At 58.2% G+C, this 22156-nt stretch carries 16 protein-coding genes, 1 tRNA gene and 1 riboswitch; of the genes, 15 read left to right on the forward strand and 2 right to left on the reverse strand.

All coding sequences use genetic code 11. From position 1 onward, the window contains the following. Nucleotides 1-368: 368 nt before the first annotated feature. From F4X57_10770 to F4X57_10800, 7 genes are all read left to right on the forward strand, one after another. Nucleotides 369-1482 (forward strand): peptide chain release factor 2 gene (locus F4X57_10770; protein ID MYC07633.1). Its coding sequence is split into 2 segments (ribosomal slippage): nucleotides 369-434 and nucleotides 436-1482, totalling 1113 coding nucleotides; the frame shifts between segments, so codons are not numbered across the junction. A gap of 123 nt (nucleotides 1483-1605) precedes the next feature. After that, a complete protein-coding gene (locus F4X57_10775) occupies nucleotides 1606-3498 on the forward strand; it encodes a peptide ABC transporter substrate-binding protein (GenBank protein ID MYC07634.1) in 1893 nt (630 codons plus the stop codon). Nucleotides 3499-3591: 93 nt separating this feature from the next. Continuing rightward, the gene (locus tag F4X57_10780; protein ID MYC07635.1) at nucleotides 3592-4269 is read left to right on the forward strand and encodes a hypothetical protein; all 678 of its coding nucleotides are present in this window, start codon (nucleotides 3592-3594) and stop codon (nucleotides 4267-4269) included. Between the two features lie 212 nt (nucleotides 4270-4481). Further along, entirely contained in the window at nucleotides 4482-5411 is a 930-nt protein-coding gene (locus tag F4X57_10785; GenBank protein MYC07636.1) for an ABC transporter permease, read from the forward strand. 71 nt (nucleotides 5412-5482) lie between these two features. Next, a complete protein-coding gene (locus tag F4X57_10790) occupies nucleotides 5483-6448 on the forward strand; it encodes an ABC transporter permease (GenBank protein ID MYC07637.1) in 966 nt (321 codons plus the stop codon). A 258-nt stretch (nucleotides 6449-6706) separates the two neighbouring features. Beyond that, nucleotides 6707-8227 (forward strand): hypothetical protein, encoded by a 1521-nt coding sequence (locus tag F4X57_10795; GenBank protein MYC07638.1) that lies wholly within the window; start codon nucleotides 6707-6709, stop codon nucleotides 8225-8227. 90 nt (nucleotides 8228-8317) lie between these two features. Continuing rightward, a tRNA-Val gene (locus F4X57_10800) sits at nucleotides 8318-8391 on the forward strand. Between the two features lie 203 nt (nucleotides 8392-8594). Here the strand turns inward: F4X57_10800 and F4X57_10805 are convergent. After that, entirely contained in the window at nucleotides 8595-10040 is a 1446-nt protein-coding gene (locus F4X57_10805; protein ID MYC07639.1) for a trehalose-6-phosphate synthase, read from the reverse strand. A gap of 78 nt (nucleotides 10041-10118) precedes the next feature. Further along, nucleotides 10119-10604, reverse strand: coding sequence for a DoxX family protein (locus F4X57_10810; protein ID MYC07640.1), 486 nt, complete (start codon nucleotides 10602-10604; stop codon nucleotides 10119-10121). A 469-nt stretch (nucleotides 10605-11073) separates the two neighbouring features. Further along, nucleotides 11074-11282: riboswitch (cobalamin riboswitch) on the forward strand. 183 nt (nucleotides 11283-11465) lie between these two features. On the opposite strand from F4X57_10810, the gene cobN reads away from it, so the two are divergent. The 8 genes from cobN (at nucleotide 11466) to F4X57_10850 (ending at nucleotide 22110) form a co-directional block, all read left to right on the forward strand. Then, nucleotides 11466-15416, forward strand: coding sequence for a cobaltochelatase subunit CobN (gene cobN / locus F4X57_10815; GenBank protein ID MYC07641.1), 3951 nt, complete (start codon nucleotides 11466-11468; stop codon nucleotides 15414-15416). A gap of 73 nt (nucleotides 15417-15489) precedes the next feature. Next, nucleotides 15490-16263 carry an alpha/beta fold hydrolase gene (locus tag F4X57_10820; GenBank protein ID MYC07642.1) on the forward strand — a complete coding sequence of 258 codons (774 nt, stop codon included), beginning with the start codon at nucleotides 15490-15492 and terminating at the stop codon, nucleotides 16261-16263. Between the two features lie 34 nt (nucleotides 16264-16297). Continuing rightward, nucleotides 16298-17245 carry a hypothetical protein gene (locus F4X57_10825; protein ID MYC07643.1) on the forward strand — a complete coding sequence of 316 codons (948 nt, stop codon included), beginning with the start codon at nucleotides 16298-16300 and terminating at the stop codon, nucleotides 17243-17245. Between the two features lie 10 nt (nucleotides 17246-17255). After that, the gene (locus F4X57_10830) at nucleotides 17256-19304 is read left to right on the forward strand and encodes a magnesium chelatase subunit D family protein (GenBank protein MYC07644.1); all 2049 of its coding nucleotides are present in this window, start codon (nucleotides 17256-17258) and stop codon (nucleotides 19302-19304) included. 737 nt (nucleotides 19305-20041) lie between these two features. Further along, nucleotides 20042-20254: a hypothetical protein gene (locus F4X57_10835; GenBank protein ID MYC07645.1), complete on the forward strand. Its 213-nt coding sequence runs from the start codon at nucleotides 20042-20044 to the stop codon at nucleotides 20252-20254. Between the two features lie 91 nt (nucleotides 20255-20345). Next, nucleotides 20346-21080, forward strand: a complete 735-nt coding sequence (locus F4X57_10840) for a CbtA family protein (GenBank protein ID MYC07646.1) — start codon at nucleotides 20346-20348, stop codon at nucleotides 21078-21080. Between the two features lie 22 nt (nucleotides 21081-21102). Further along, the gene (gene cobO / locus F4X57_10845) at nucleotides 21103-21705 is read left to right on the forward strand and encodes a cob(I)yrinic acid a,c-diamide adenosyltransferase (GenBank protein ID MYC07647.1); all 603 of its coding nucleotides are present in this window, start codon (nucleotides 21103-21105) and stop codon (nucleotides 21703-21705) included. A 123-nt stretch (nucleotides 21706-21828) separates the two neighbouring features. Further along, on the forward strand, nucleotides 21829-22110 hold the full coding sequence (locus F4X57_10850) for a hypothetical protein (GenBank protein MYC07648.1): 282 nt from the start codon (nucleotides 21829-21831) through the stop codon (nucleotides 22108-22110). Nucleotides 22111-22156: the final 46 nt, after the last annotated feature.

Genomic DNA, 22156 nt, shown 5'->3' on the forward strand with positions numbered 1-22156 from the left:
CGATAGAACAGGATTGTACACCGTCAATCATCACGCGCCAACATTGCCAATATTCACAAGACGATTTCACAGATGCAATTTATACCTGTCATTTCGAGCGAAGCGAGAAATCTAAAATTGCTGACTATGGGTTGCCTTGTTTTCACACGGCGATTTTAGTCCCTTCACTTCGTTCAGGGTGACAATCGAAAGATAATGGCAGGGTGACAACCAAAAGACCATGGGCAGGCGAGCGGCACGGCATATATCAAGATTAGTTTATACTAATCGGTTACGCTGATATAATCATTTACGGCGCGGCTGCTAACCACTTTTGCAGGAAGCGCGTTTCATAATTTACACAGCGACTCGCGAGGATGCTAGTTACGATGCAGGATATTAAGAGTCAGATTGCGGATGTGAGGGGCAGGATTGCCGAACTTCTGGTGCGTCTTTGACCTGCCTGTTGATGAGAAGGAGATAGCCGCGCTCGAAGAAGAGGCGACGGCGCAAGGCTTTTGGGATGTGCCGGAAGCGGCGCAGCGCAAGATGCAGCGGCTGTCCGACCTCAAGGGAAAGGTCGCAGACTGGCGTACGCTCGAAACGCAGGCGGAATCGCTCGAAGACTTGCTGCTGCTCTCCATCGAGGAGGGAGACTATTCTCTGCTGGACACCTTTGTTCAGGAATTGGCAGAAATGCGGCGCAGACTCGCCGAGCTGGAATTCGATCTGACGCTGTCCGGTCCGTACGACGAGCGCAACGCCATCGTCGCGCTGCACGCAGGCGCAGGCGGCGTAGAATCGCAGGACTGGGCAAGCATGCTGATGCGGATGTACCTGCGATGGGCAGAACAGCGCAGGTTCAAGCAGGATGTGCTGGATGTGTCGGTCGGCGACGAAGCCGGCATCAAGAGCGCGGTGATTCAGGTTACGGGCAGGTTCGCTTACGGCTATCTGCAAGCGGAACGCGGCGTTCACCGGCTCGTCAGGCTATCGCCGTTCGACTCCGACCACGCGCGGCATACATCGTTCGCGCTGATGGAAGTGCTGCCCGAAGTGGAGGAAGGCGTCGATGTCGCCATCAACCCGGACGACCTGCGGGTAGATGTGTTCCGCGCGGGCGGACACGGCGGGCAGAATGTGCAGAAGAACTCGACCGCGGTGCGAATAACCCACCTGCCGACAGGAATCCGCGTCAGCTGCCAGAACGAGCGCTCGCAGCACCAGAACCGCGAAATCGCGATCCGAATACTGCTGTCGCGGCTGGTCGAGCGGGAGATGGAAGAAAAGGCGCGCGAGATTGCGCGGCTCAAGGGCGAGCATGTGTCGCCGGAATGGGGCAACCAAATTCGCAGCTACGTGCTGCATCCGTACAAGATGGTCAAAGACCACCGCACCGGCTACGACACCTCAGACGTCGATGCCGTGCTAGACGGCGAACTCGACGATTTCATCAAGGCATGGCTGACGACAAAAATCGGAAATGACGAAAGTACATCATAATTATAATAGACGCGACTTTTCGTGCTAATGTACATTTCTCTTTTCGTTAAATTAATAGCGTTTTGAGGATGAATAGAGTCCCTTCCCACTTGAAGAGGGAAGGTTAGGACGGGGGTGATAAACATGGTGAACAACATAAGCAGATTTATGATTATCCCGATGATGCTGGTAGCGATATTCGCGCTGCTTGCATGCAGCTCGGATGTCGCTGTCGAAGAGCCGGCCCCAGCCGTCGCGCAGCCGACCGCAGGCAGCGAAACTACGGCAGAGGCGACCGCGACGCCGGAATCACCGGCTGCTATGCAATCTTCTGCACAGCAGCAAAGCACGCCTAGCACGTCTGCGCCGTCCGGCACACCGACAAGCATTCCGGTGCAGACAGCGCCGCCGACTGCCTCTCCCGCCATAAGCGCGGCATCGACCGAGCGCGACAGCGACAAGCCCGTAGGCGGCGTGATGCGCCGGCTGTTCAGCGACCCGCCGACGCTCGACCCGCACAAGACATCCGATACCACATCCGCGTTCATCGTGGGCGAGGTGTACAGCGGGCTGGTTACGCTGAACACCGACTTGCAGATAGTGCCGGACATCGCGGAACGGTGGGAGATTAGCGACGACGGCATGGTCTATACATTCCACCTGCTGCCCGACGCCAAGTTCGCGGACGGCAAGCCCGTAACGGCACAGGACTTCGTTTATTCGCTCAACCGCGCGGCAGACCCCGAACTGGCGTCGCCGGTCGCGCGCACTTATCTCAGCGACATAGTGGGCGTAACCGAAGTGCTGGACGGCGAGGCGACCGAGATTACCGGCGTCAAAGCCATCGACGAGCGCACACTCGAAATCACCATTGACGCGCCCATCGCATACTTCCTCGCCAAGCTGACATACCCGACCGCCTTCGTGGTGGACAAGGCGAATGTGGAAGCGGGCGGCGACAACTGGACTGACGCGCCCAACTCGACGGGTCCGTTCAAGCTGAAGGAATACCGGATAGGCGAGCACATCATCTTGGAGCGCAACGACAACTTCTACCGCGAGCCGGCGTATATAGACCAAGCCGTGTTCAACTTGGCGGGCGGTCAGGCGATGGCGCTGTACGAGAACGACGAGATAGACATCACGGGCGTCGGGCTGTTCGACCTTGAGCGGCTGAGCGATCCGAACGAGCCGCTGAACGCAGAGTTGAAGGTCGCGCCGCCGGGCTTCAGCGTGTCGTACATCGGCTTCAATGTGGACAATCCGCCGTTCGACGACCTACACTTCCGCCGCGCGCTGAACTACGCCATCGACAAGGAACTCATCGCGAACGAAGTGCTGTCCGGACTGACGGTGCCGGCATACGGCATACTCCCGCCCGGCTTCCCCGGCTATACCGATGACATCGAAGGCTTGACGTATGACCTAGAGCGCGCCGTTGACGAAATCTGCGCGTCTGCATACGCCAACGCTGCCCGTTGCGACGAAGCAAGCGCATCCGGCGACTTCCAACTTGGCGAAGGCGAGTCGTTCTACGCTGACGATGGACCGCGCATCGTGCTGTCCGTGTCCGGCACGGGCGGCGACATCGGCATCGACATGCAGGTCATCCTAGAAATGTGGAAGACAGGTCTCGGCGTGGAAGTGGAGATTCAGCAGTCCGAGTGGGCGACATACTTGCAAGACCTGAACCGGCGCAACTTCCAGATATACGCGCTCGGCTGGCAGGCGGACTACCCGGACCCGCAGGACTTCCTGGACATCCTGTTCCACACCGAAAGCGAGACCAACCACGGCGCATATTCGAATGCGACGGTTGACGCGATGCTGGAAGAGGCGCGCGTTGAACGAGATTCCGCGCGGCGGGTCGAGTTGTATAATCAGGTGGAGCAGATGATAATAGACGATGCCGCGTGGGTGCCGCTGTGGTACCGCAGCGAGCGCAACTTGCTGCTCAAGCCGCACATCAAGGACTATCGCCTAGTGCCGATGACCATCCCCAAGCTGCGGTACGTGTACTTCGACTACGACAACTAGCATGTTAGTCTAACAGTGCGTCAGTCTTTCAGTTAGTCAGACTGACGCACTGACAAATTGACAGACTGAAATACTTCTCACCGGAGGATAAAAATGCGACTGATATTGGCGGGATGCGAGTACACGGGGACTAGCACGCTGGCGTTTGCTATCGACGATTGGATGGAGGCGAACATCGGCGCGCGCTTTCCTCTGATTCACGACCACTGGAAGCTGCCGCACACATCGGGGCATCCGCAGCCGGACATGACCGAAGAAGAGCGACAGCAGGTGCTCGCGCTCAGCCCCATCCTCAGGGAGATGACGCAGCGGCACAGCCTGTACTACCACATCCAGCCGAATTCGTGGCTCGGTCCGGACTGGATGGCTATCGGCTTGCACATCGACGACGCGGTGTACAGCCCGATGTATTTCGGCTACGGCGCAGACCACCAGGACCACGACCGCAAGACGGTCTCGCGGCAGGTGGAAGACAGCATCCTGCGGTTCGCGCCGGACATCGTGCTGGTGCATGTGAAGGCGTCCGCCGAGGTCATCGCACAGCGCATGCAGGCTGACCCGCGCGAGCATAGCCCCTTGACGGTGGACGACATCCCGACCGTGCTGAGCCGCTACGAAGAGGCGGTCGCCAACTCCACGCTGCGCCGCAAGATTTCGCTGGACACCGGCAATGGCAGCGTCGAAGAGACGATAGCCGACTTTGCCAGCAAGATAGAGCGACACCTGAGCGAAGCCGATAGGTCGCGCATATTGGTGCATCGGAGTTGGTAAGGAGTTTTTAGTTTTCAGTCGTCAGTTTTCAGTTGTCGGGCAGTGACGGCGTTGCGTAGCATCTGAGTACAGGCTATCCTTGCGCTGTTGTGGGCGCCATCGAAGAAGTTCGCCGGCTGCCGCGCTGAATGCCTGACCGACTGACCACTAACAACCGACACACTGACCACTGACCACTGACCACTGACCACTGACCACTGAAAGACTTTACTATGTGGGTGTACATAGCGCGCCGCTTGCTTTGGCTGCCCGTGCTGCTGATAGCGACAAGTCTCGTTACCTTTACGCTGCTGAGATTTGGTCCCGGCGATCCTGCCGAAGTCATTCTCGGCAGCCGCTACAATGAAGAGGCGGCGCAGCAGATACGCGGGCAACTTGGGCTGGACAAGCCGTTCGGCGTGCAGTACGCGACATACATGTGGGGCGTAGTGCGCGGCGACTTCGGCGAGAGCTACCGCTATCGCGGGCGCTCGGTATCCGAGTTGCTGTTCCCGAAGATGTGGGTGTCCTTCCAGTTCAATATCGCAGTGATGTTTGCCAGCCTCGTCATCGGTCTGCCTCTAGGCTTCTACATCGCCCACCGGCAAGGCACTTGGCTGGACCCTGCCGTCGTCGCGATAGCGCTGTTCTTCAGCTCGATCCCTATCATGATTACCATCCCGTTCGTCCTCTGGGGATTGTGTCTGAAACTGAGCCTGGTTCCCTGCTCCGGATGGGGTGGACTCTTGGACCCGCGTATTATCACGCCGGTCATCACATTGGGCGTATTCGGAGTGGCGGGCTTGGTGCGCTTCATGCGCGCGAGCACCTTAGACGTTCTCGGGCAGGATTTCATCCGAACCGCAAATGCCAAGGGACTTTCGGTAGTCACGGTCGATGTGCGTCATGTGTTGAAGAACGCGATGATTCCCATCGTTACCTTGCTGTCATTCTCGCTGGCGGGCATATTCATCACTAGCTTCATCGTCGAGCGCATACTCGGCATTCCGGGAGTCGGCAACTTCACCATAGACTCCATCTTCAACCGCGACTATCCCATCATACTGGCGGTGGGGATACTCGGCTCGGCGGGGTTCGTCATCGCCAACCTGCTGGCGGATATAACCTACGCCTTCATAGACCCGCGGATACGGTATCAGTAGCGAAATCAATCGTTAGCCGAAGTAGCGAACTATCGACATACCGATAAACTGACCGACTGAAAGACTTAATCATGGCAGTGGCAGAAGTCGCCGAAGCCGCGGAAGCGCGGGAAAGAAGCAAAGGACATCTCAGGCGGGCGATGGAGCGCCTTGTGCGCAAGAAGATTGCCATCGTCTGCATGGTCGTGCTCGCTATCATATACTTCGCGGGCATATTCGCGCCGCTGGTTGCGCCTTATGACTACACGGAAGTCAATTACACCGCCATCCGCAAGCCGCCGAGCCTCGAGCATTGGGCAGGCACGGATTTCGGCGGACGGGATGTGCTGTCTCGTGTGCTGTGGGGCATTCAGAATACGGTCATCATAACGCTTGTTTCGATGGTGACGGGCGGCTTGCTCATCGGCATTACGATGGGATTGATATCGGGATACTTCGGCGCATGGATCGACGGGCTTATCATGCGCGTCGGCGAACTGTTCGCCGCGTTCCCTGACATCTTGTTCATGATAATCATCGCCGCCGCGCTCAGGCCGCGCTTCATTGATATGGCGCGCCAAATCGAAGAGAGCACCGGAATCGACGGCATAGTGCGCACCGGCATAGTGGACTACTTTGTCATATCGCTCGCATTGGTCGCTTTCGGCTGGGTGGGAATGGCGCGCCTTGTGCGGGGGCAAGTGCTGTTTCTGAAGGAGACGCCGTTCGTGGAGGCGGCGCGCGCGGCGGGCGCGAGTACTCCTCGCGTGCTGTTTGTGCATCTGCTTCCCAATGTCATCAGCCCCGTAGCCGTCAGCGTCTCGGCGGGCATGGGCGCGATGATCGGCGCTGAAATAGTCCTCAGCTGGCTGGGGCTGGGCATACAGCCGCCGCGTCCGAGCCTGGGGCAGATGCTATTGCAGGCTGGCAGCATCAGCGCGCTGCGCGAAGTTCCTTGGCTGCTGATTGCGCCCAGCGTAGTGGCGCTGGCGCTGGTGCTTGCCTGGAACTTGCTGGGTGACTCGCTAAACGATGTGCTAAACCCACGCACGCGGTAGTGGTCAGTTTTCAGTGGTCAGTTTTCAGTGGTCAGATGTCAGTGGTTAGGCTTTGTGGACATTTCGACGATGGCTCTAATTTCCTTGTCATTTCGAGCGAAAGCGAGAAATCTAAAGTCGTAAATTGGCTTATGTGCAATGATCCCTGCCTCGCAGGGACAGGCTTTAGATTCCTCACTGCGTTCGGAATGACAAGAAGAATAGTGCTGGAATGACAAGAACAGCGCGGAATGACGGGTTGAAAGTTATGGAGGGGGAATGCGTCGTGTTGCTGCGGGGATAGCGCCTTACTTTGTCGTCTTTTCGGCGAGCGCTTGCGGGCTGATAATCGAGATTGTCGCGTCTCGGCTGCTTGCGCCTACGGTGGGCGTGTCGCTGTTCACCTGGACTAGCATCATCGGCGTGGTGCTGGCGGGAATCAGCATCGGCAACTACCTCGGCGGCTTGACGGCGGACCGGTTCCCCACGCCCAAGACGCTGGGCATATTACTGTTCGGAGCCGGGTTAACCAGCCTGAGCGTCCTGCCGCTGCTTGAAATCGTCTCGCGATTGTACGACTCGCTGCACATCCTGCCGCGCATCGTGCTGATAACATCCACGCTGTTCCTCGTGCCGAGCGTCATATTGGGCATGGTTTCGCCGGTCGTCATAAAGCTGCGGCTGAGCGACCTTTCGCGGACAGGCAATGTCGTGGGCAAGATATACGCCGTATCCACCGCGGGCAGCATATTCGGCGTGTTCGTAACCGGCTTCGCGCTCATCCAATGGTTCGGCACGCGGCCGATACTGCTCGGCGTCGCCGTGTTCCTGCTGCTGATGGCAATCGTGTTCGGCAACTTGTGGCGTATGCGTATCGTGGGCGCGGCAGGTCTGGTTCTATTCGCGGGCGTTGCCGCTATGGGATTTGCCACGGACTCGCTGCAGACCGAGTGCCAAGTGGAAAGCAACTACTTCTGCATCAAGGTGCGAGAGCGCGAGGTGGACGGACGCGAAGTGCGCACGCTCGCGCTCGATAGGCTGATTCACAGTTATGTCGATCTGGATGATCCGACATTCTTCGTGTACGGCTACGAAAAGATATTCGCGGACGTCTCCACGATGGTCGGGCACGACAAGCCGCAGTTCAGCGTGCTGTACATCGGCGGCGGCGGATACACGATGCCGCGCTTCTTGCAGACGACATATCCGCAGAGCCGTCAGGAAGTCATCGAGATTGACCCGGCGGTAACGCAGGTTACGCACGAATACTTGGGCATGCCGCGCGACACGGCGATCATCACGCATAATCAGGACGCTCGGCTGATTATCCCCGAATTAGAGGCGGGCAGGTACGACATCGTTATCGGCGACGCATTCAACGATGTGTCAGTGCCGTACCACCTGACGACTATGGAGTTCAACGAAGAGGTCAAGCGGCTGCTGACGGACGACGGCATATATGCGGTGAATGTGGTGGACAAGTTCCACAGCGGCGGCTTCCTGCGCGCGGTCGTTACTACGCTGCGGGCAAGTTTCCCGCATGTGTACCTGCTGGCGGACAGCGATAACTTCGTGGAAGACAACCGCTTCACATTCGTCGTCGCGGCGGCGATGCAGCCGTTCACTTATGCGGATGTGTACTTCGCTAGTCACGCGCAGGGACGCGGCGACCCGGAGTTGACGGTGATGTCGCAAGACGAGCTGGACGACTGGCTAGCCAGAAAGCGCAACATCCTCCTGCGCGACGACTATGTGCCGGTGGACAATCTTCTCGCGCCCGTATTCCTGGAGATTCCGTAGGCATTTACCATCAGGGGGCAGAACTAACATGGATGGTCAGGATGTTGCGCTTTATTGCAAAGGTTAGCGGAGTTGGGTAGGATTGCGATGCCCCCCGTAGTTTAATTGGAAAGAACGACACCCTTACGCAGTGTTAGATACGGGTTCAAGTCCCGTCGGGGGGTCTATCAGAGCGTTGACCAGAGAGTTGACAACAAATGCCGGATTTGCTAGTATTCGTTTGCGTAAGGGTGTTATGTAGTTCACCGATTGAACTAAACTAACACAGGGGCGTTCTCCGAATGCGGGGAGCGCCCTTTCCTTTGTCGTTACCCCAAACCACCCTTGCCTTCACAGGGGCAGGCTCTAACCTTGCACTCTGAAGGGATTAGAGCGCCTGCAATGTCGCGGTGAAGGTTCGGCTCCAGTTTTGAGATGAGTGCTTTTCTACTACGGACAGGAGTTTGCGGTTGCGCCGGCGGCGCTCTTCCAGGGGCATCCGCAGCGCCTGATATGTGGCTTCTGCCGTGCCGTCGATGTCGTATGGATTGACGATGACGGCATCGTGCATTGTGCTTGCTGCGCCGGCAAAGCGCGACAGCACCAGCACGCCGGGCGAATCCTCGCCTTGCGCCGCGACGAACTCCTTCGCCACTAGGTTCATGCCGTCTCGCAATGGCGTAACCAAACACACATCGGCGTCGTGGTAGAAGCCCGCCAAGTCGGACTGCGCATACGACCGATATAGGTATCGTATCGGCACCCAGCCCGCCTCGGAAAAGCGCCCGTTTATCTGGCCGACAAGGCGCTCCACCTGTTCCTTTTCCTGCACATATTCCGGCACGCGCGTGCGCGACGGCGACGAAATCTGGATGTAGATTAGCTTGTTACGCAGGTTCGGGTGGCGCTCGAGCATGCGCTCGAAGATGCGCAGACGGTTTGGGATGCCCTTCGTGTAGTCAAGTCTGTCCACGCCTAGAATGAGCTGCAGGTCGGGCGTGGACGCAAGCGACAGTTCATCGACCAGGCTGCGTTTGCCGTTGCCATTGAAGCCGCCGCTGCCGTCGCCCTGACTGCCGTTGTCCCGGCGCGCCTTTTTCGGGCGGAATGTGTCCGGGTCTATGCCTATGGGGAATACACCGAGCCGCGTGGCATTGCCTTCGTAGTAGTAGGTGTCGCCGTGCGATTCGCCGCTGAGTTCGATGTCTAGCGAGTCCACGAGATTGTGCATGTAGCGTTCGTTGTGCAAGCCGACGAGGTCGTATCCCAGCAGCGCCTGCAGCGTATCGTGCGACCACGGCAGGATGTTGAATATCTCCGCCGGCGGGAACGGCACATGCAGGAAGAAGCCAATCTTGCCGCGCCAACCCATGCGGCGCAGTTCGTAACCGAGGTGGAACAGGTGAAAGTCTTGTACCCATATCAGGTCGTCGCGGCTGAGCAATGGCAGCAACGATGAGGCGAAGCGCCGGTTGACGCGGCGATAAGTGCGGTATGTTTGGCTACGGATATCCACATGCGAGGGGAAGCTGTGGAGCAGGGGCCAAAGCGTGCGGTTGGAATAGCCGAGGTAGAACTGGCTAACCTCGTCGCCGGACAGGTCCATCGTGGCGTGCTGCAAGCGCCCGAACACCCTGACGGTTGGGCCCATCGTGACTCTGCGGCGGGAGGTCCGGCCACTCCAGCCGAACCACATCCCGCCGCTAAGTTCCATTGCGGCGCGAACGGCGGTAACCAATCCACCCGCCGACGCCTCGCCTTTGCCTTGCTCTTCGAAGCTTTCACTGGGCGGGACACGGTTCGACACGACTATGAGTCTGCGGTTCAGCGCCATGGACTGCCGCCTTTCAGAGCGCGATGCCCCGCCGCACTAGGCCGCACTATGAACGATTGTTGATACTGAAATCGATGTTTATAGGGGTTCCCGCTTGAATACTACGCGGTCAAGCGCGTACTTACCGCCGCCGATAACGCCGATAACGCCCGCAACGATGAACCACAGGATGGTAACTTCGCCGCCGTGCGCCACGAACGCATTGCCGCCGTCCGGAGGATTGGGATACAGGTGCGGCCAGGGCCAGACAGGGCTAAGCATGGCGTGTACGCCGAAGTACGCGATTATCATCGTTACGGCGATAGCGCCTGCGCCGAGCCGCGTCAGGAAACCGAAACCGATGAGCAGAGCAGAAATCAGCTCGACCCAGCCTGCGAGATCAACCAGTGCGCCAAGCCCGTTGGGGTTTGCGCCGGCGGGGAATCCCCACAGCAAGAACGCCTTCTGGATTCCGTGCAGGAAGACCAGAATCGCGAATATAACGCGGAACAGCAGCCAAAACTCGTCCGCATACTTTTCCAAAATACCGCCGAAGATACCGGGTTGAGTGTCACTTTCCTGCATGGACCCCTCCTGAGCCGTTGCGGGCGTCTTCCATAAACCTGCTCAAATAAACTTGAGCATTCCCATACATTGGGCTATCAGTATGCAACGCAAAGCCAAATGTGTCAACATCTTACGCGCGCGAGGTACGAATGACAAGTGGTAACTAAACCATGAGACGATTTCACAAGTCTTTAATGTTGTCATTCCGACCCTTAATCTATTATTCCGAATGCTCTTCCCTTGTCATTCCGAACGCAGTGAGAAACCTGAAATCGTCGCGTGCAAACCTGTTCCCGACTTTAGATTTCTCGCTGCGCTCGAAATGACGATGAATTGCCGAAATGAAAGGGGTAACTTGCGAATGACAGGTACAAATGACAGGTATAAATTGCATTTGTGAAATCGTCTCAAACCATGCCCAGTATCAAATTCGCACGCTCTATTGACACTTATATCGCAAGGTGATAGATTTCGCGTGACTTGATATGTACCTTAATATAAGCTGAATATCTAACGCGCAGGTTTACGGGGAAGGGGGTGTGAATCCCCCACGGACGCGCCACTGTGAGCGGGTAGCGTTGCGGCATTTGCCACTGGTCTAGCCGATGCACCATATCGATGCACGGACGACTGGGAAGGCGCCGCAACCGCGACGATTCGCGAGTCAGGATACCTATCCCGCGCGTTGGAAGTTGGCTTCTCGTCGGTAGGGAGCGCTTCCATGCCCGCGCTTGTTCAGCGTGGGTATCGCTAATTTGCGCTCCGACTATTGTGGATGTCGGGGCGTTTTTTTGTCAGTCTTTCAGTTGGTCAGCAATGACCACTGCGTTTGATTTACGAACTGGCAGACTGACATGCTGAAAGACTGACTGACCACTTATGATTGTACTTCTGACCACATCGGACACGGACATCATGACGCTCGAGCGCGCGAAGGCGGCACTGCCGGACGGTCTCGCGGATACGGGCGCGGTGAATCCGTTTGCGCTGATGCAGGAAGATGGCGCGTTCGACGAGTTCGCGCGGGATGTGCTGCCGAATGCCGGTATCGTGCTTGCGCGGCTGCTGGGCGGCGATAAGGCGATGGGCGAACACTTCCGCACGCTTGAGTCGGAATGCGGGCGGCTAGGCGTGCCGTTGGTCGCGTGCTCCGGCGAGCCTGTACGCGATGCGGTGTTCGAGCGGCGTTCGACCACGCCTCCGATTGTGGCGCAGACGGCGTTCGAGTACCTTAACCACGGCGGGGTGGCGAATCTAGCCAACCTGCTGCGATTCCTGAGCGACGAAGCGTTGGGCAGCGAATATGGATACGAACCGCCGGTGCCGCTGCCTCAGGACGGCATATATCGCGCGGGCAGATTGGACGCCGTGCCACTCGACGAGTACCGGCGGCTGTACTGCGACGCGGACAAGCCCACCGCCGCGCTGCTGTTCTACCGCGCGCACTGGGTCAGCCAAAATCTCGAGTTCGTGGACGCGATGGTTGACGCGCTCGAACGGCACGGCTGCAACGCGCTGCCGGTCTTTTGCTCCAGCCTGCGCGAGGACAACGGCGCAGTTTTCCGCAAGTATCTGATGCGCGGCAATGGCGCAAACGGTACAGGCAGCGTTCATGTCAAAAACGAAAGCGGCATCGCTGCCGACCGGAACGGCGTGGATGTCACGGACGACTCACAGGGCGCGAAGCGCGGCAACGGCAACACAGCCGCAGCGGTCGATGTGGTGATATGCACGCAGAGCTTTGCCATGAGCCATCATCGTGGTGTGGAAAGCGCGCAGGCGGACGGTGAGACGGATGCGAACTGGGACATTCGCGCGTTGCAGCAACTGGATGTGCCGATTTTACAGGCTATCGTAGCCACCGAGCCGCGCGCGCTTTGGGAAGAGCGCGAAATCGGACTTAGTCCGATGGACATCGCGATGAATGTCGCGCTGCCAGAACTGGACGGGCGCCTCATCACCGTGCCGGTGTCGTTTAAGGAACGAGTCAATGCTGACATGGATGGGAAGGATGGTATGACCGGCGGCGAGACGCGGCGGTATGTGCCGGACTTGGAGCAGACGGAGGCGGTGTGTTCGTTGGCGGCGCGGTATGCGCGCATGGCTCGCACGCCCGCGTCCGAGCGCAAAATCGCCATCGTGCTGAGCAACTATCCAACGAAGGCGTCCCGGCTGGGCAATGCCGTCGGGCTGGATACACCCGCATCCGCCATTAACCTGCTGCGCGCGATGCAGAACGCCGGCTACACTGTCGAAGACATCCCCGCGCACGGCGACGAACTTATGCAGCGGCTCATCGATCGCTGCACCTACGACGCCGACATCCTCACGCCGGAGCAGATGCGGAACGCCGAAGGACGCGTCTCCGCCAATGAGTACGCCGGGCAGTTCGCCGCGCTGCCACAGGATGTGCAAGCCGATGTGCGCGAGGATTGGGGCGAGCCGCCGGGCAGCGTCTATGTGGACGACGACCACCTGTTCATAGCGGGTTTGCGGCTGGGCAATGTGTTTGTCGGCATACAGCCGCCGCGCGGATTCGGCGAAAATCCGATAGCCATCTACCACAGCCCGGATATTGCTCCCACGCACCACTACATCGCGTTCTATCGCTGGCTGCGCGACGGATTCGGCGCGGACGCGGTAGTACATCTGGGCAAACACGGCACGCTCGAATGGATGCCGGGCAAAGGCGTCGGGCTGTCGCGTTCCTGCATACCGGAGGTCTGCCTGCCGGACCTGCCGCACTTCTACCCGTTCATCATTAACAACCCAGGCGAAGGAACGCAGGCGAAGCGCCGCAGCCACGCGGTCATCATCGACCATCTAGTTCCCGCGATGACGACCGCAGACAGCTACGGCGACATTACGCGTTGCGAGCAGCTTATGGACGAGTACGCACGCGCGCAGGGAATGGACCCGCAGAAACTGCCGATGCTGCGTCAGCAGATTTGGGAAGTCGTGCAGAAGGCGCGGCTGAACGAAGACCTGAATGTGCATGAGATACCGGACGACTTCGACGACTTTATCCTGCACATCGACGGCTACATCTGCGAGCTGAAGGACGCGCAGATACGCGACGCGCTTCATACCTTGGGCGAAGCACCACAAGCTGAAATGTTAATCGGGCTGCTGCTCGCGCTGACGCGGCTGAACAACGGCGACATACCCGGCTTGCGACACGCCATCGGAGACGCGCTCGGCATCGATTACGCGGCGATGATGCGCGACAGAAGTGCGGCGGTTGCGAGTAGTCAGTTTTCAGTTTTCAGTGATATGTTGTCGGCTGTGAATGGGCAGGGACAGACGGATGGTTACGAGATACGCAGTGCCGGGGGTGTTGTTGAAGGGTTGGAAACGATGGCGCGCGAACTCTACCGGCGTCTGTACAAGACGGATTTCGACAGCGCCAGCGTAGAGCGGATAGCCACAGATATGCTTATCGATACCGGAGACGTGCCGCGCGTGCTGCGCTATGTGTGCGACAGCATCTACCCCGCGCTCACGCAGACGACCGACGAGATAGACGCGCTGCTTCGCGGCTTCGACGGGCGCTTCATATCGCCCGGTCCCGCGGGCGCGCCCACTCGCGGCATGGCAGGCGTACTGCCTACGGGCCGAAATTTCTACTCGATGGATCCGCGCAGTCTGCCGTCCGAAACATCGTGGCAGATTGGCAGGGAACTCGCGGATTCGCTTGTCGAGCGATACCTGAACGACGAGGGCGAATATCCGGAGTCGGTCGGTATCAGCGTCTGGGGCACATCAGCGATGCGCACGCACGGCGACGACATCGCGCAGATACTCGCGCTCATCGGCGTGCGCCCGACATGGCAGGAAGAAAGCCGGCGAGTGAGCGGGCTGGAAGTCATACCGCTCGAAGAACTCGGACGACCGCGCATTGATGTTACCGTGCGCATCAGCGGCTTCTTCCGAGACGCGTTCCAGAACCTCATCGTGATGATGGACGACGCATTCCACAAGGTCGCCAATCTGGACGAGCCGACAGGGCGCAACTTCATCTTGAAGCACTACGCCGCAGAACTCGCCGAGAAACGCGCGAGTGACATCAGCGTGGAGACGGCGGCATCCGAGTCTCTGTACAGGATATTCGGCAGCAAGCCGGGCAGCTACGGCGCGGGCATATTGCAGGCTATCGACGACGGCAGCTGGCAGTCCGACGAAGACTTGGCGGCGGTCTATACCGCGTGGGGTTCATACGCTTACGGCAGACGGCAGCACGGCGTCAGCGCGGCGCCGGAGTTTCGGCGGCGGTTCGCCGCGATCGATGTCGCCACGAAGAATCAAGACAACCGCGAGCATGACATATTCGACTCGGACGACTATATGCAGTTCCATGGCGGGATGATCGCGACGGTGCGCGCGCTCGCCGGCGACAATCCGCGACATTTCTTTGGGGACTCGTCGGACACGTCGCTGCCGCGCACCCGCGACTTGAAGGAAGAGGCGCAGCGCGTGTTCCGTTCGCGCGTGGTCAACCCGAAGTGGATGGACGGAATGAAGCGGCACGGCTACAAGGGCGCATTCGAGCTTGCCGCGACGGTGGACTACATCTTCGGCTACGACGCCACATCGCAAATCATAGATGACTGGATGTACCAGGAAGTTACTGAGCGATACGCGCTGGACGCGGATATGCAGCAGTTCTTCGAGCAGAGCAACCCGTGGGCGCTGCACTCCATAGCCGAGCGCCTGATGGAGGCGGCGGACAGGGGCATGTGGGAAAACGCACCCGAAGAGACGCTGAACGAACTGCGCCGCGTCTATCTGCAAACGGAAGCGCTGCTGGAGGAACGGCAGGAAGTTGGTTAGTTTTCAGTGGTCAGGCAGGCGAGGGCTGACATAGATGGACAGGATGGATAGGGCGGGAGATAGGTGAGCATAGATGCCTTATGTTGAGAATGGCGGGGTTCGCATTCATTACCATGTGGAGGGCGAAGGAATGCCTCTGGTACTTCAGCACGGGCTTACCAGCAGCATACAGCGCTGGTACGAGTTCGGCTTTGTCGAAGCGCTGAAGGGCGATTATCGGCTGCTGCTGGTTGACGCGCGCGGACATGGCGACAGCGATACGCCGCACGACGCCGATGCCTATGATCAGACGACGATGGCGTCCGATGTTATCGCCGCGATGGATGCGGCGGGCATCGACAAGGCGCACTACATGGGCTACTCCATGGGCGGCAGCATCGGATTCGCCATCGCGGAGTCGTTCGCTGACCGCTTTCACTCGCTTATAATCGGCGGCATGCACCCGTATCCGCTGGACGCCGCCAGGCTGGAAGACCGCATCAGGCGCATCAAATCGGGCGGCATGGAAGGCTATGTAGCAGACCTTGCAGCCGATGGCGATGTCATTTCGCCTGAGCGCAAGGCGCAGTTGCTCGCCAACGATCCTGAGGCAATCATCGGCGCGTCTTTGGGTCTCATCCAACGGCAGGATATGTCTCCTGTGCTGCCCACGATGACGATGCCCTGCTTGGTGTATTGCGGCGACGCAGACGGCTTGCATGTGGGCGCGTCGGAGTGCGTACAGCATATGCCGAATGTTACCTGGGTTTCGCTGCCGGGACTGGATCATACGCAAGCGATGGAACGGAGCGAGTTGGTGCTGCCGCATGTGCGGGCGTTTCTGAAGGGAGCAGGCGACGGGAACTAACATCGATGGACAGGATGGGAAGGATATGTGAGAAATGGCGGTCCAGAAACTGGGAAAATTGGAGCTAATGGATGTAAGGAAAGTCTGGCCAAATGAGGCACAGGACTTCACTCCATGGCTTGCGCGCAATCTGACACTGCTAGGTGATGCATTACAGATAGACCTTAAATTGGAGCGGACTGAGGCACAGGTCGGTGCTTTCTCATTGGACATTTTAGCGACTGATGGAAATGGCGTAGGGGTCGCTATTGAGAATCAACTCGGGACGACTGACCACACTCACCTTGGTCAACTACTCACCTATGCGGCCGGGTACAAGGTGCGAACCTTGATATGGGTAACGCCGAGTTTTAGGGACGAACACCGTAAAACGTTAGAATGGCTGAATAGTTGGGCTCCAGACGAAATTGAAGTCTATGGCGTAGAAGTGCGTGCCGTGCGTATCGGAGATTCGCTCCCTGCTCCTGAATTCGTTCCTGTTGTATTTCCCAATGAGAGAAGACCTAGCCTGCAAGGTCCGGATGCTCCCAATCGCAAAGAGTTCTATCAGCCACTGGTGAATAGGCTGCGAGAAGAAGATTTCACCACAAAACAAAACGCTACATCCGCTTGGATACAAAGATTCGAATCCAATGTGCCGGGGCTGACATACAATGCTGATGTCGGAAGCAATCCGAGAGTGTTTATGTCCATGAGTGATAGAAACACGAAGCAACAAGTCTTCGACTCATTGCGCGAAGATGCGGAGCGAGTAAAACGAGTGGAGAACGCTCTAGGGATACAGGATGATCCTAGTACTGAAATAATATGGAAGACCGCTCCAGGGAACATATCAGTATCCAGAAAAGGTTCTGGTAACAATATGACGGACGAGGTAAGAGACTGGATGTTTAACTATCTCATCAAGTTCAAGAAAGTCTTCAATCCTCATATAGAAGCGATAGTTAACAATCTACCTACCATACCATCTGGCGATGAGTGACTGATTTGGCATGACGCAGCACAACTATGACCCACAACATAACATCTTCCCCTTCTCCGCCATCGTGGGGCAGGAGCGGATGAAGCTCGCGCTGGTTCTGAACGCCATCAATCCGGCGATTGGCGGCGTGCTGATTCGCGGCGAGAAGGGCACGGCGAAATCCACGGCGGCGCGGTCGCTGGCTGCGCTATTGCCGCAGATCGATGTATTGCCGGGATGCGCGTATCGCTGCGAACCAAGCGTGCCATTCGCGGGCTGCGGGTTCTGCGAGGCGTCTCAGCGGGATGCCGTATCGCGGCAGGTGCGCCTGGTGGAGCTGCCCGTGAGTGCGACTGAAGAGGCGGTGGTGGGAACGCTGGACATCGAAGCCGCCATACGCGAGGGTAGCCGCCGCTTCGAGCCGGGTCTGCTCGCGGCGGCGCATCGAGGCATCCTGTACATCGATGAGGTGAACCTGCTCAACGACCATGTTGTCGATGTGCTGCTCGACTCGGCGGCGATGGGTCGCAACTTCGTGGAACGCGAGGGCATCTCGTTCGCGCATCCCGCGCGCTTCCTGCTCATTGGCACGATGAATCCGGAAGAAGGCGACTTGCGACCGCAGTTCATCGACCGATTCGGGCTTGCGGTGGAAATCGACCATATCCGCGATGCAGAACGCCGCGCCGATGTGATACGGCGGCGCATCGCTTTCGAGAACGATCCGGCGGCGTTCCGAGAAGGCTGGGCGAAAGCGGAATCGGCGGAGCGAGAGCGCATCGCGTCCGCCATGGCGCTGCTGCCATCAGTCAAGGTCGATGACGGCATCCTGACATTCATCGCGCGGCTGTGCGCCGAGCACGATGTTGACGGGCTGCGCGCGGACATCGTGATATACAAGGCGTCTCAAACTCTCGCGGCGTACGAGGGCAGGACGAGTGTAACGCCCGAGGATGTGCTGCGCGTGGCGGAGATGGCACTGATGCACCGCATGCGCCGCCAGCCGTTTGATGACCCGGAGATGAACGGCGAGCGGCTGCAAGAAATGGCGCAAGACTTGCTATCGCAAAATCAGCCGCCGCCCGAAAACTATATGCGCGAACCTGACATGCCGGATGCGCCGCCGCCTGAATTGCCACTTGAGACTGAACACCGTAATGAACACTATGAGGACGGCGCGGATGAGGATGTGTTCAGCACCGGCGAGTCGTTTCAGGTCAAGCCCCTGAACTTGGATGCGCCGGACAGTCAGGCGCGCGCGAGCCACGGCAGGCGCACGGTAAGCCGCGTGAGCGACCGGCGCGGGCGATATATTGGCGCGGCGTTACCCGATAGCAAGGTAACTGATCTCGCCGTGGACGCGACGGTGCGCGCGGCATCGCCGTATCAACTGCGGCGCGGCGCGGACCACACTGCGACGGACGGTAATCTCGCGCTCAAGGTGGAGGCTTGGGACTTGCGGCAGAAGGTACGCGAGTCGCGGGTTGGCAACCTTGTCGTGTTCCTCGTGGATTCCAGCGGCTCGATGGGCGCGCGGCAGAGGATGGTCGCCACGAAAGGCGCGGTCGTATCGCTGCTGATGGACGCGTACCAGCGGCGCGACCGCGTGGCCATGATTGCGTTTCGCGGCACGCAGGCGGAGGTCGTCTTGCCGCCGACGGGCAGCCCAAAGTTGGCGCAGCAGCGGCTCGACAATTTGCCCACAGGTGGCAGAACGCCGATGGCAAAGGCGCTCGCGGATGCCCGTAGGCTCATCAAGCAGCAGAAACAGCGCAGCCCGGACACGCCGCCCTTGCTGGTAATCGTCTCCGACTGCCGCGCGAATGTGGGCATGTCCGGCGACAAGTCTGACGGCAAATCGGGCGGCGATCCGTTCGACGATGCGCTGCGGATGTGCGAGGAATTGCGCCAAGACAAGGTGCGCGCGATAGTGCTAGACCCGGCGCCGCGCAGCAACCGATTCGGGCTAGTGGAGCGCATCGCTGACGCGCTCGGCGGCGAGTACATCCCGCTAAACGAACTGCGCGCGGACGCGATTAGTTCGGCAGTGAGACGGGTGCAGGATTCGGAAGTGCGATAGTATGGCGGCGCCGTTAACCAGCGAAAGCAAGGTAGATGGTATTGAGACTGTCCAATTCAGATTATGCGTGATTCCACAGGTGAAGATTACGGATTATCTGCTTGCGCCATAGCATACCGGCGGCATGCGCAAACAAGTCTTTTCACAAAATTCGGTTGCAGTGTTGAAAATTGGCAGGGTTTTGCAGACGCGCTTTCTGTAACAGAGTTTGGCATGCGAAGCAATGAGGGTTATTGAAGACAATTTCGGGACCCGATGTATCATACAAGGCGCATAAAGGCAACTGATTGACGCAAGACTTATGCACGGACAGTTTGGCAAATATAGATACGGTTAGCGGAATCCCAAGTCTGCTTGCAGCGTACCAAGTATCAAGAAGGCGAGTATCAAGAAAGGAGTGAATGACTATGCCGGAGAATACGACATGGTTGTGCTTGCCGAAGATGTTTCGGGCGACGAATGCGAGTGGGAAGTAGGGGATGTTGGCACAATCATTCACATCTGTCCAATATCCAAAAGGAGGGGGCATTTGTGGTGGGTCTCGTTACAATTGGCGGCAACGCTATCGACATCGCCACAATTCCCCACGACGGCTACGCTCTATTACGGACTCCGACAGCGCCCACGCAAGAATGGCTGGGTTGCAGGTAAATAAGGGGATTTCTGTCTGGGCATCTCCCGGCAATCTATTGAATGAAACGAATCATTTAATTGCTAAAAGTCAAGGAGGGTAAACTATGGCTGCAATGGCAAGAGAAGGCGGAATCCTGTCCCGCAAGGCGATTGGACTGCTCCCGTGGATAGGCGGAGCAGCGCTGATGCTGTATGCGATGGGCTATGTTGACGGCAGCGTTCACGCCGCCGCGTTCATCGGCGAACAGGGCGCGGCGCTGGACTATGTCCATGAGTTTTTCCACCATGCGCGGCATGTCGCTCTGATGTGTCACTAGGCATTCGTCAATAGTCAACTTATATGCGGTTGCTGGCGAATCATCACTGATGACCGATTACTGAACGCTGATAACTCTGGGGAGGCTCGCTATGCAACGAACAATCATTCGCGCGGTTCTTGTGGGTATTGTGGCAGGCTTGATTGTGGGCGTGTACCATAACATCTTCACTGTGCCGATTATTGAGCAGGCAATTGTGCTCGAAGAAGAGCGTGCCGCCGCCGCACTGCCCGCCGGCGCACAGGCAGAAGAAGAACCGCCTCTGGTGTCTCTCGGAATGCAGCGAGTTGGAATGGCTCTCGGCACTGCCATACTTGGCGGTGTGTTCGGCCTCCTGTTCGCGGGCGCCTATGGAATGCTGCGCTGGTCCCTTCCCAACTCTAACGCAATCGCTATGGCGGTTGTTGCCGGGCTTATTGGGTTCTGGGCGTTGTCGTTCCTCGTTTCCGTAAAGTTTCCATTTGTGCCACCGGGCGTTGGAAGCGAGGACACCTTGCTATCTCGGCAGGCGCTTCACCTGCTGTTCTACATTATGTCGGCGCTGGGCGTAGCGGGCGTCATTATGGCGCTGAACGAGATCAATAACAGCGCGCAATCCCAGGCAGCCCGCCAGGGATTCTACGCTCTAACAGGGCTGGTTTACGCAGCGTTTTTGGTTCTCATATTCTGGCTGGTTCCCGGCAACCCTGACCCGGTGCCGGTTCCCCCCGCTTTGTTCCTGGACTTCAATAATGTAACGCTCATCGGCCACCTGCTGACATGGTTGCTGATGGCGGCTAGCTTCGCCTATCTGCTGAAGAAAGACCAGATTTCCTCTCAAACCTGATAACCTAACATCGGAGGCGATTATGACCACTGACTCCACCGCGAACGAAAATGGATCCACGACAGAGACTGAACGCGAGCATCAGCCCGTTAAGGGGCCTCGCATCAAGAAGGGGCTTGTCGTCGTCAACACGGGCAACGGTAAGGGCAAGACGACCGCGGCGCTGGGCGTGCTGTTTCGCGCTTGGGGACGCGGTATGCGCGTGGAGATGTTCCAGTTTCTGAAGCACACCGGCTCGCGCTTTGGCGAAAGCCGCGCCGCCGAGAAGGTGGGCATCCCGATGAGCGCGATGGGCGACGGCTTCACTTGGCGCACTAAGAACATGGAAAGCACGCAGGAACTCGGGCGCGCTCAGTGGGAGAATTGCAAGCGAGCGATACTGTCCGGCGAGCACGATGTCATCGTCCTGGACGAGTTCACATATCCGCTGCACTACGGCTGGGTCCCCGTCGAAGATGTCATTGAGACACTGAAACAGAAGCCGCACATGCTCCATGTCATCATAACCGGCAGGTACGCGCCGGACGAGCTCGTGGAGTTCGCCGACCTCGTAACCGAGATGCGCGAGATAAAGCACCCGTACCGCGAGCAGGGCATCAAGGCGCAGCCGGGCTTGGAGTTTTAGGCGGTATTAACATCCATGGATATGGTGGGCATGGACAAGATGGCATTGACAAGATGGGTAAGATAGGATGAAGGCGGCAAAGCGCTTGCAAGACAGTAAGGCAGTAAGTAAGTAGGTAGGTCGATGGTAGAACAGTACGAATACTACGACGAGGACTTCGACAACGCGCTGGTGAGCATGCTGGACGAGGCGCGCGCGCGCGGTGACGGCAGCCGGCGCATCACCGCGAAGGAGCTGCACGCGAGCGTGGTAACATCACGCAAGATGTACATGCGGATGGCGTGCGACGCGATGTGGAAGCTGTGGCGAAAGCAAGGGGCATACGAAAGCCGTGTGGTCTTCACCCCCGCCAGCAATCAGGGATCGAAACTGGAGATAGAGTACGATGCAGCAGAAATGGACTGATAGTCGACTAATTGTCTATCAACTGCCATCCAGACACTCCTGACTG

The organism is Chloroflexota bacterium (assembly GCA_009840355.1).
Classification (GTDB): Bacteria; Chloroflexota; Dehalococcoidia; order Lucifugimonadales; family JADFKI01; genus Bin90.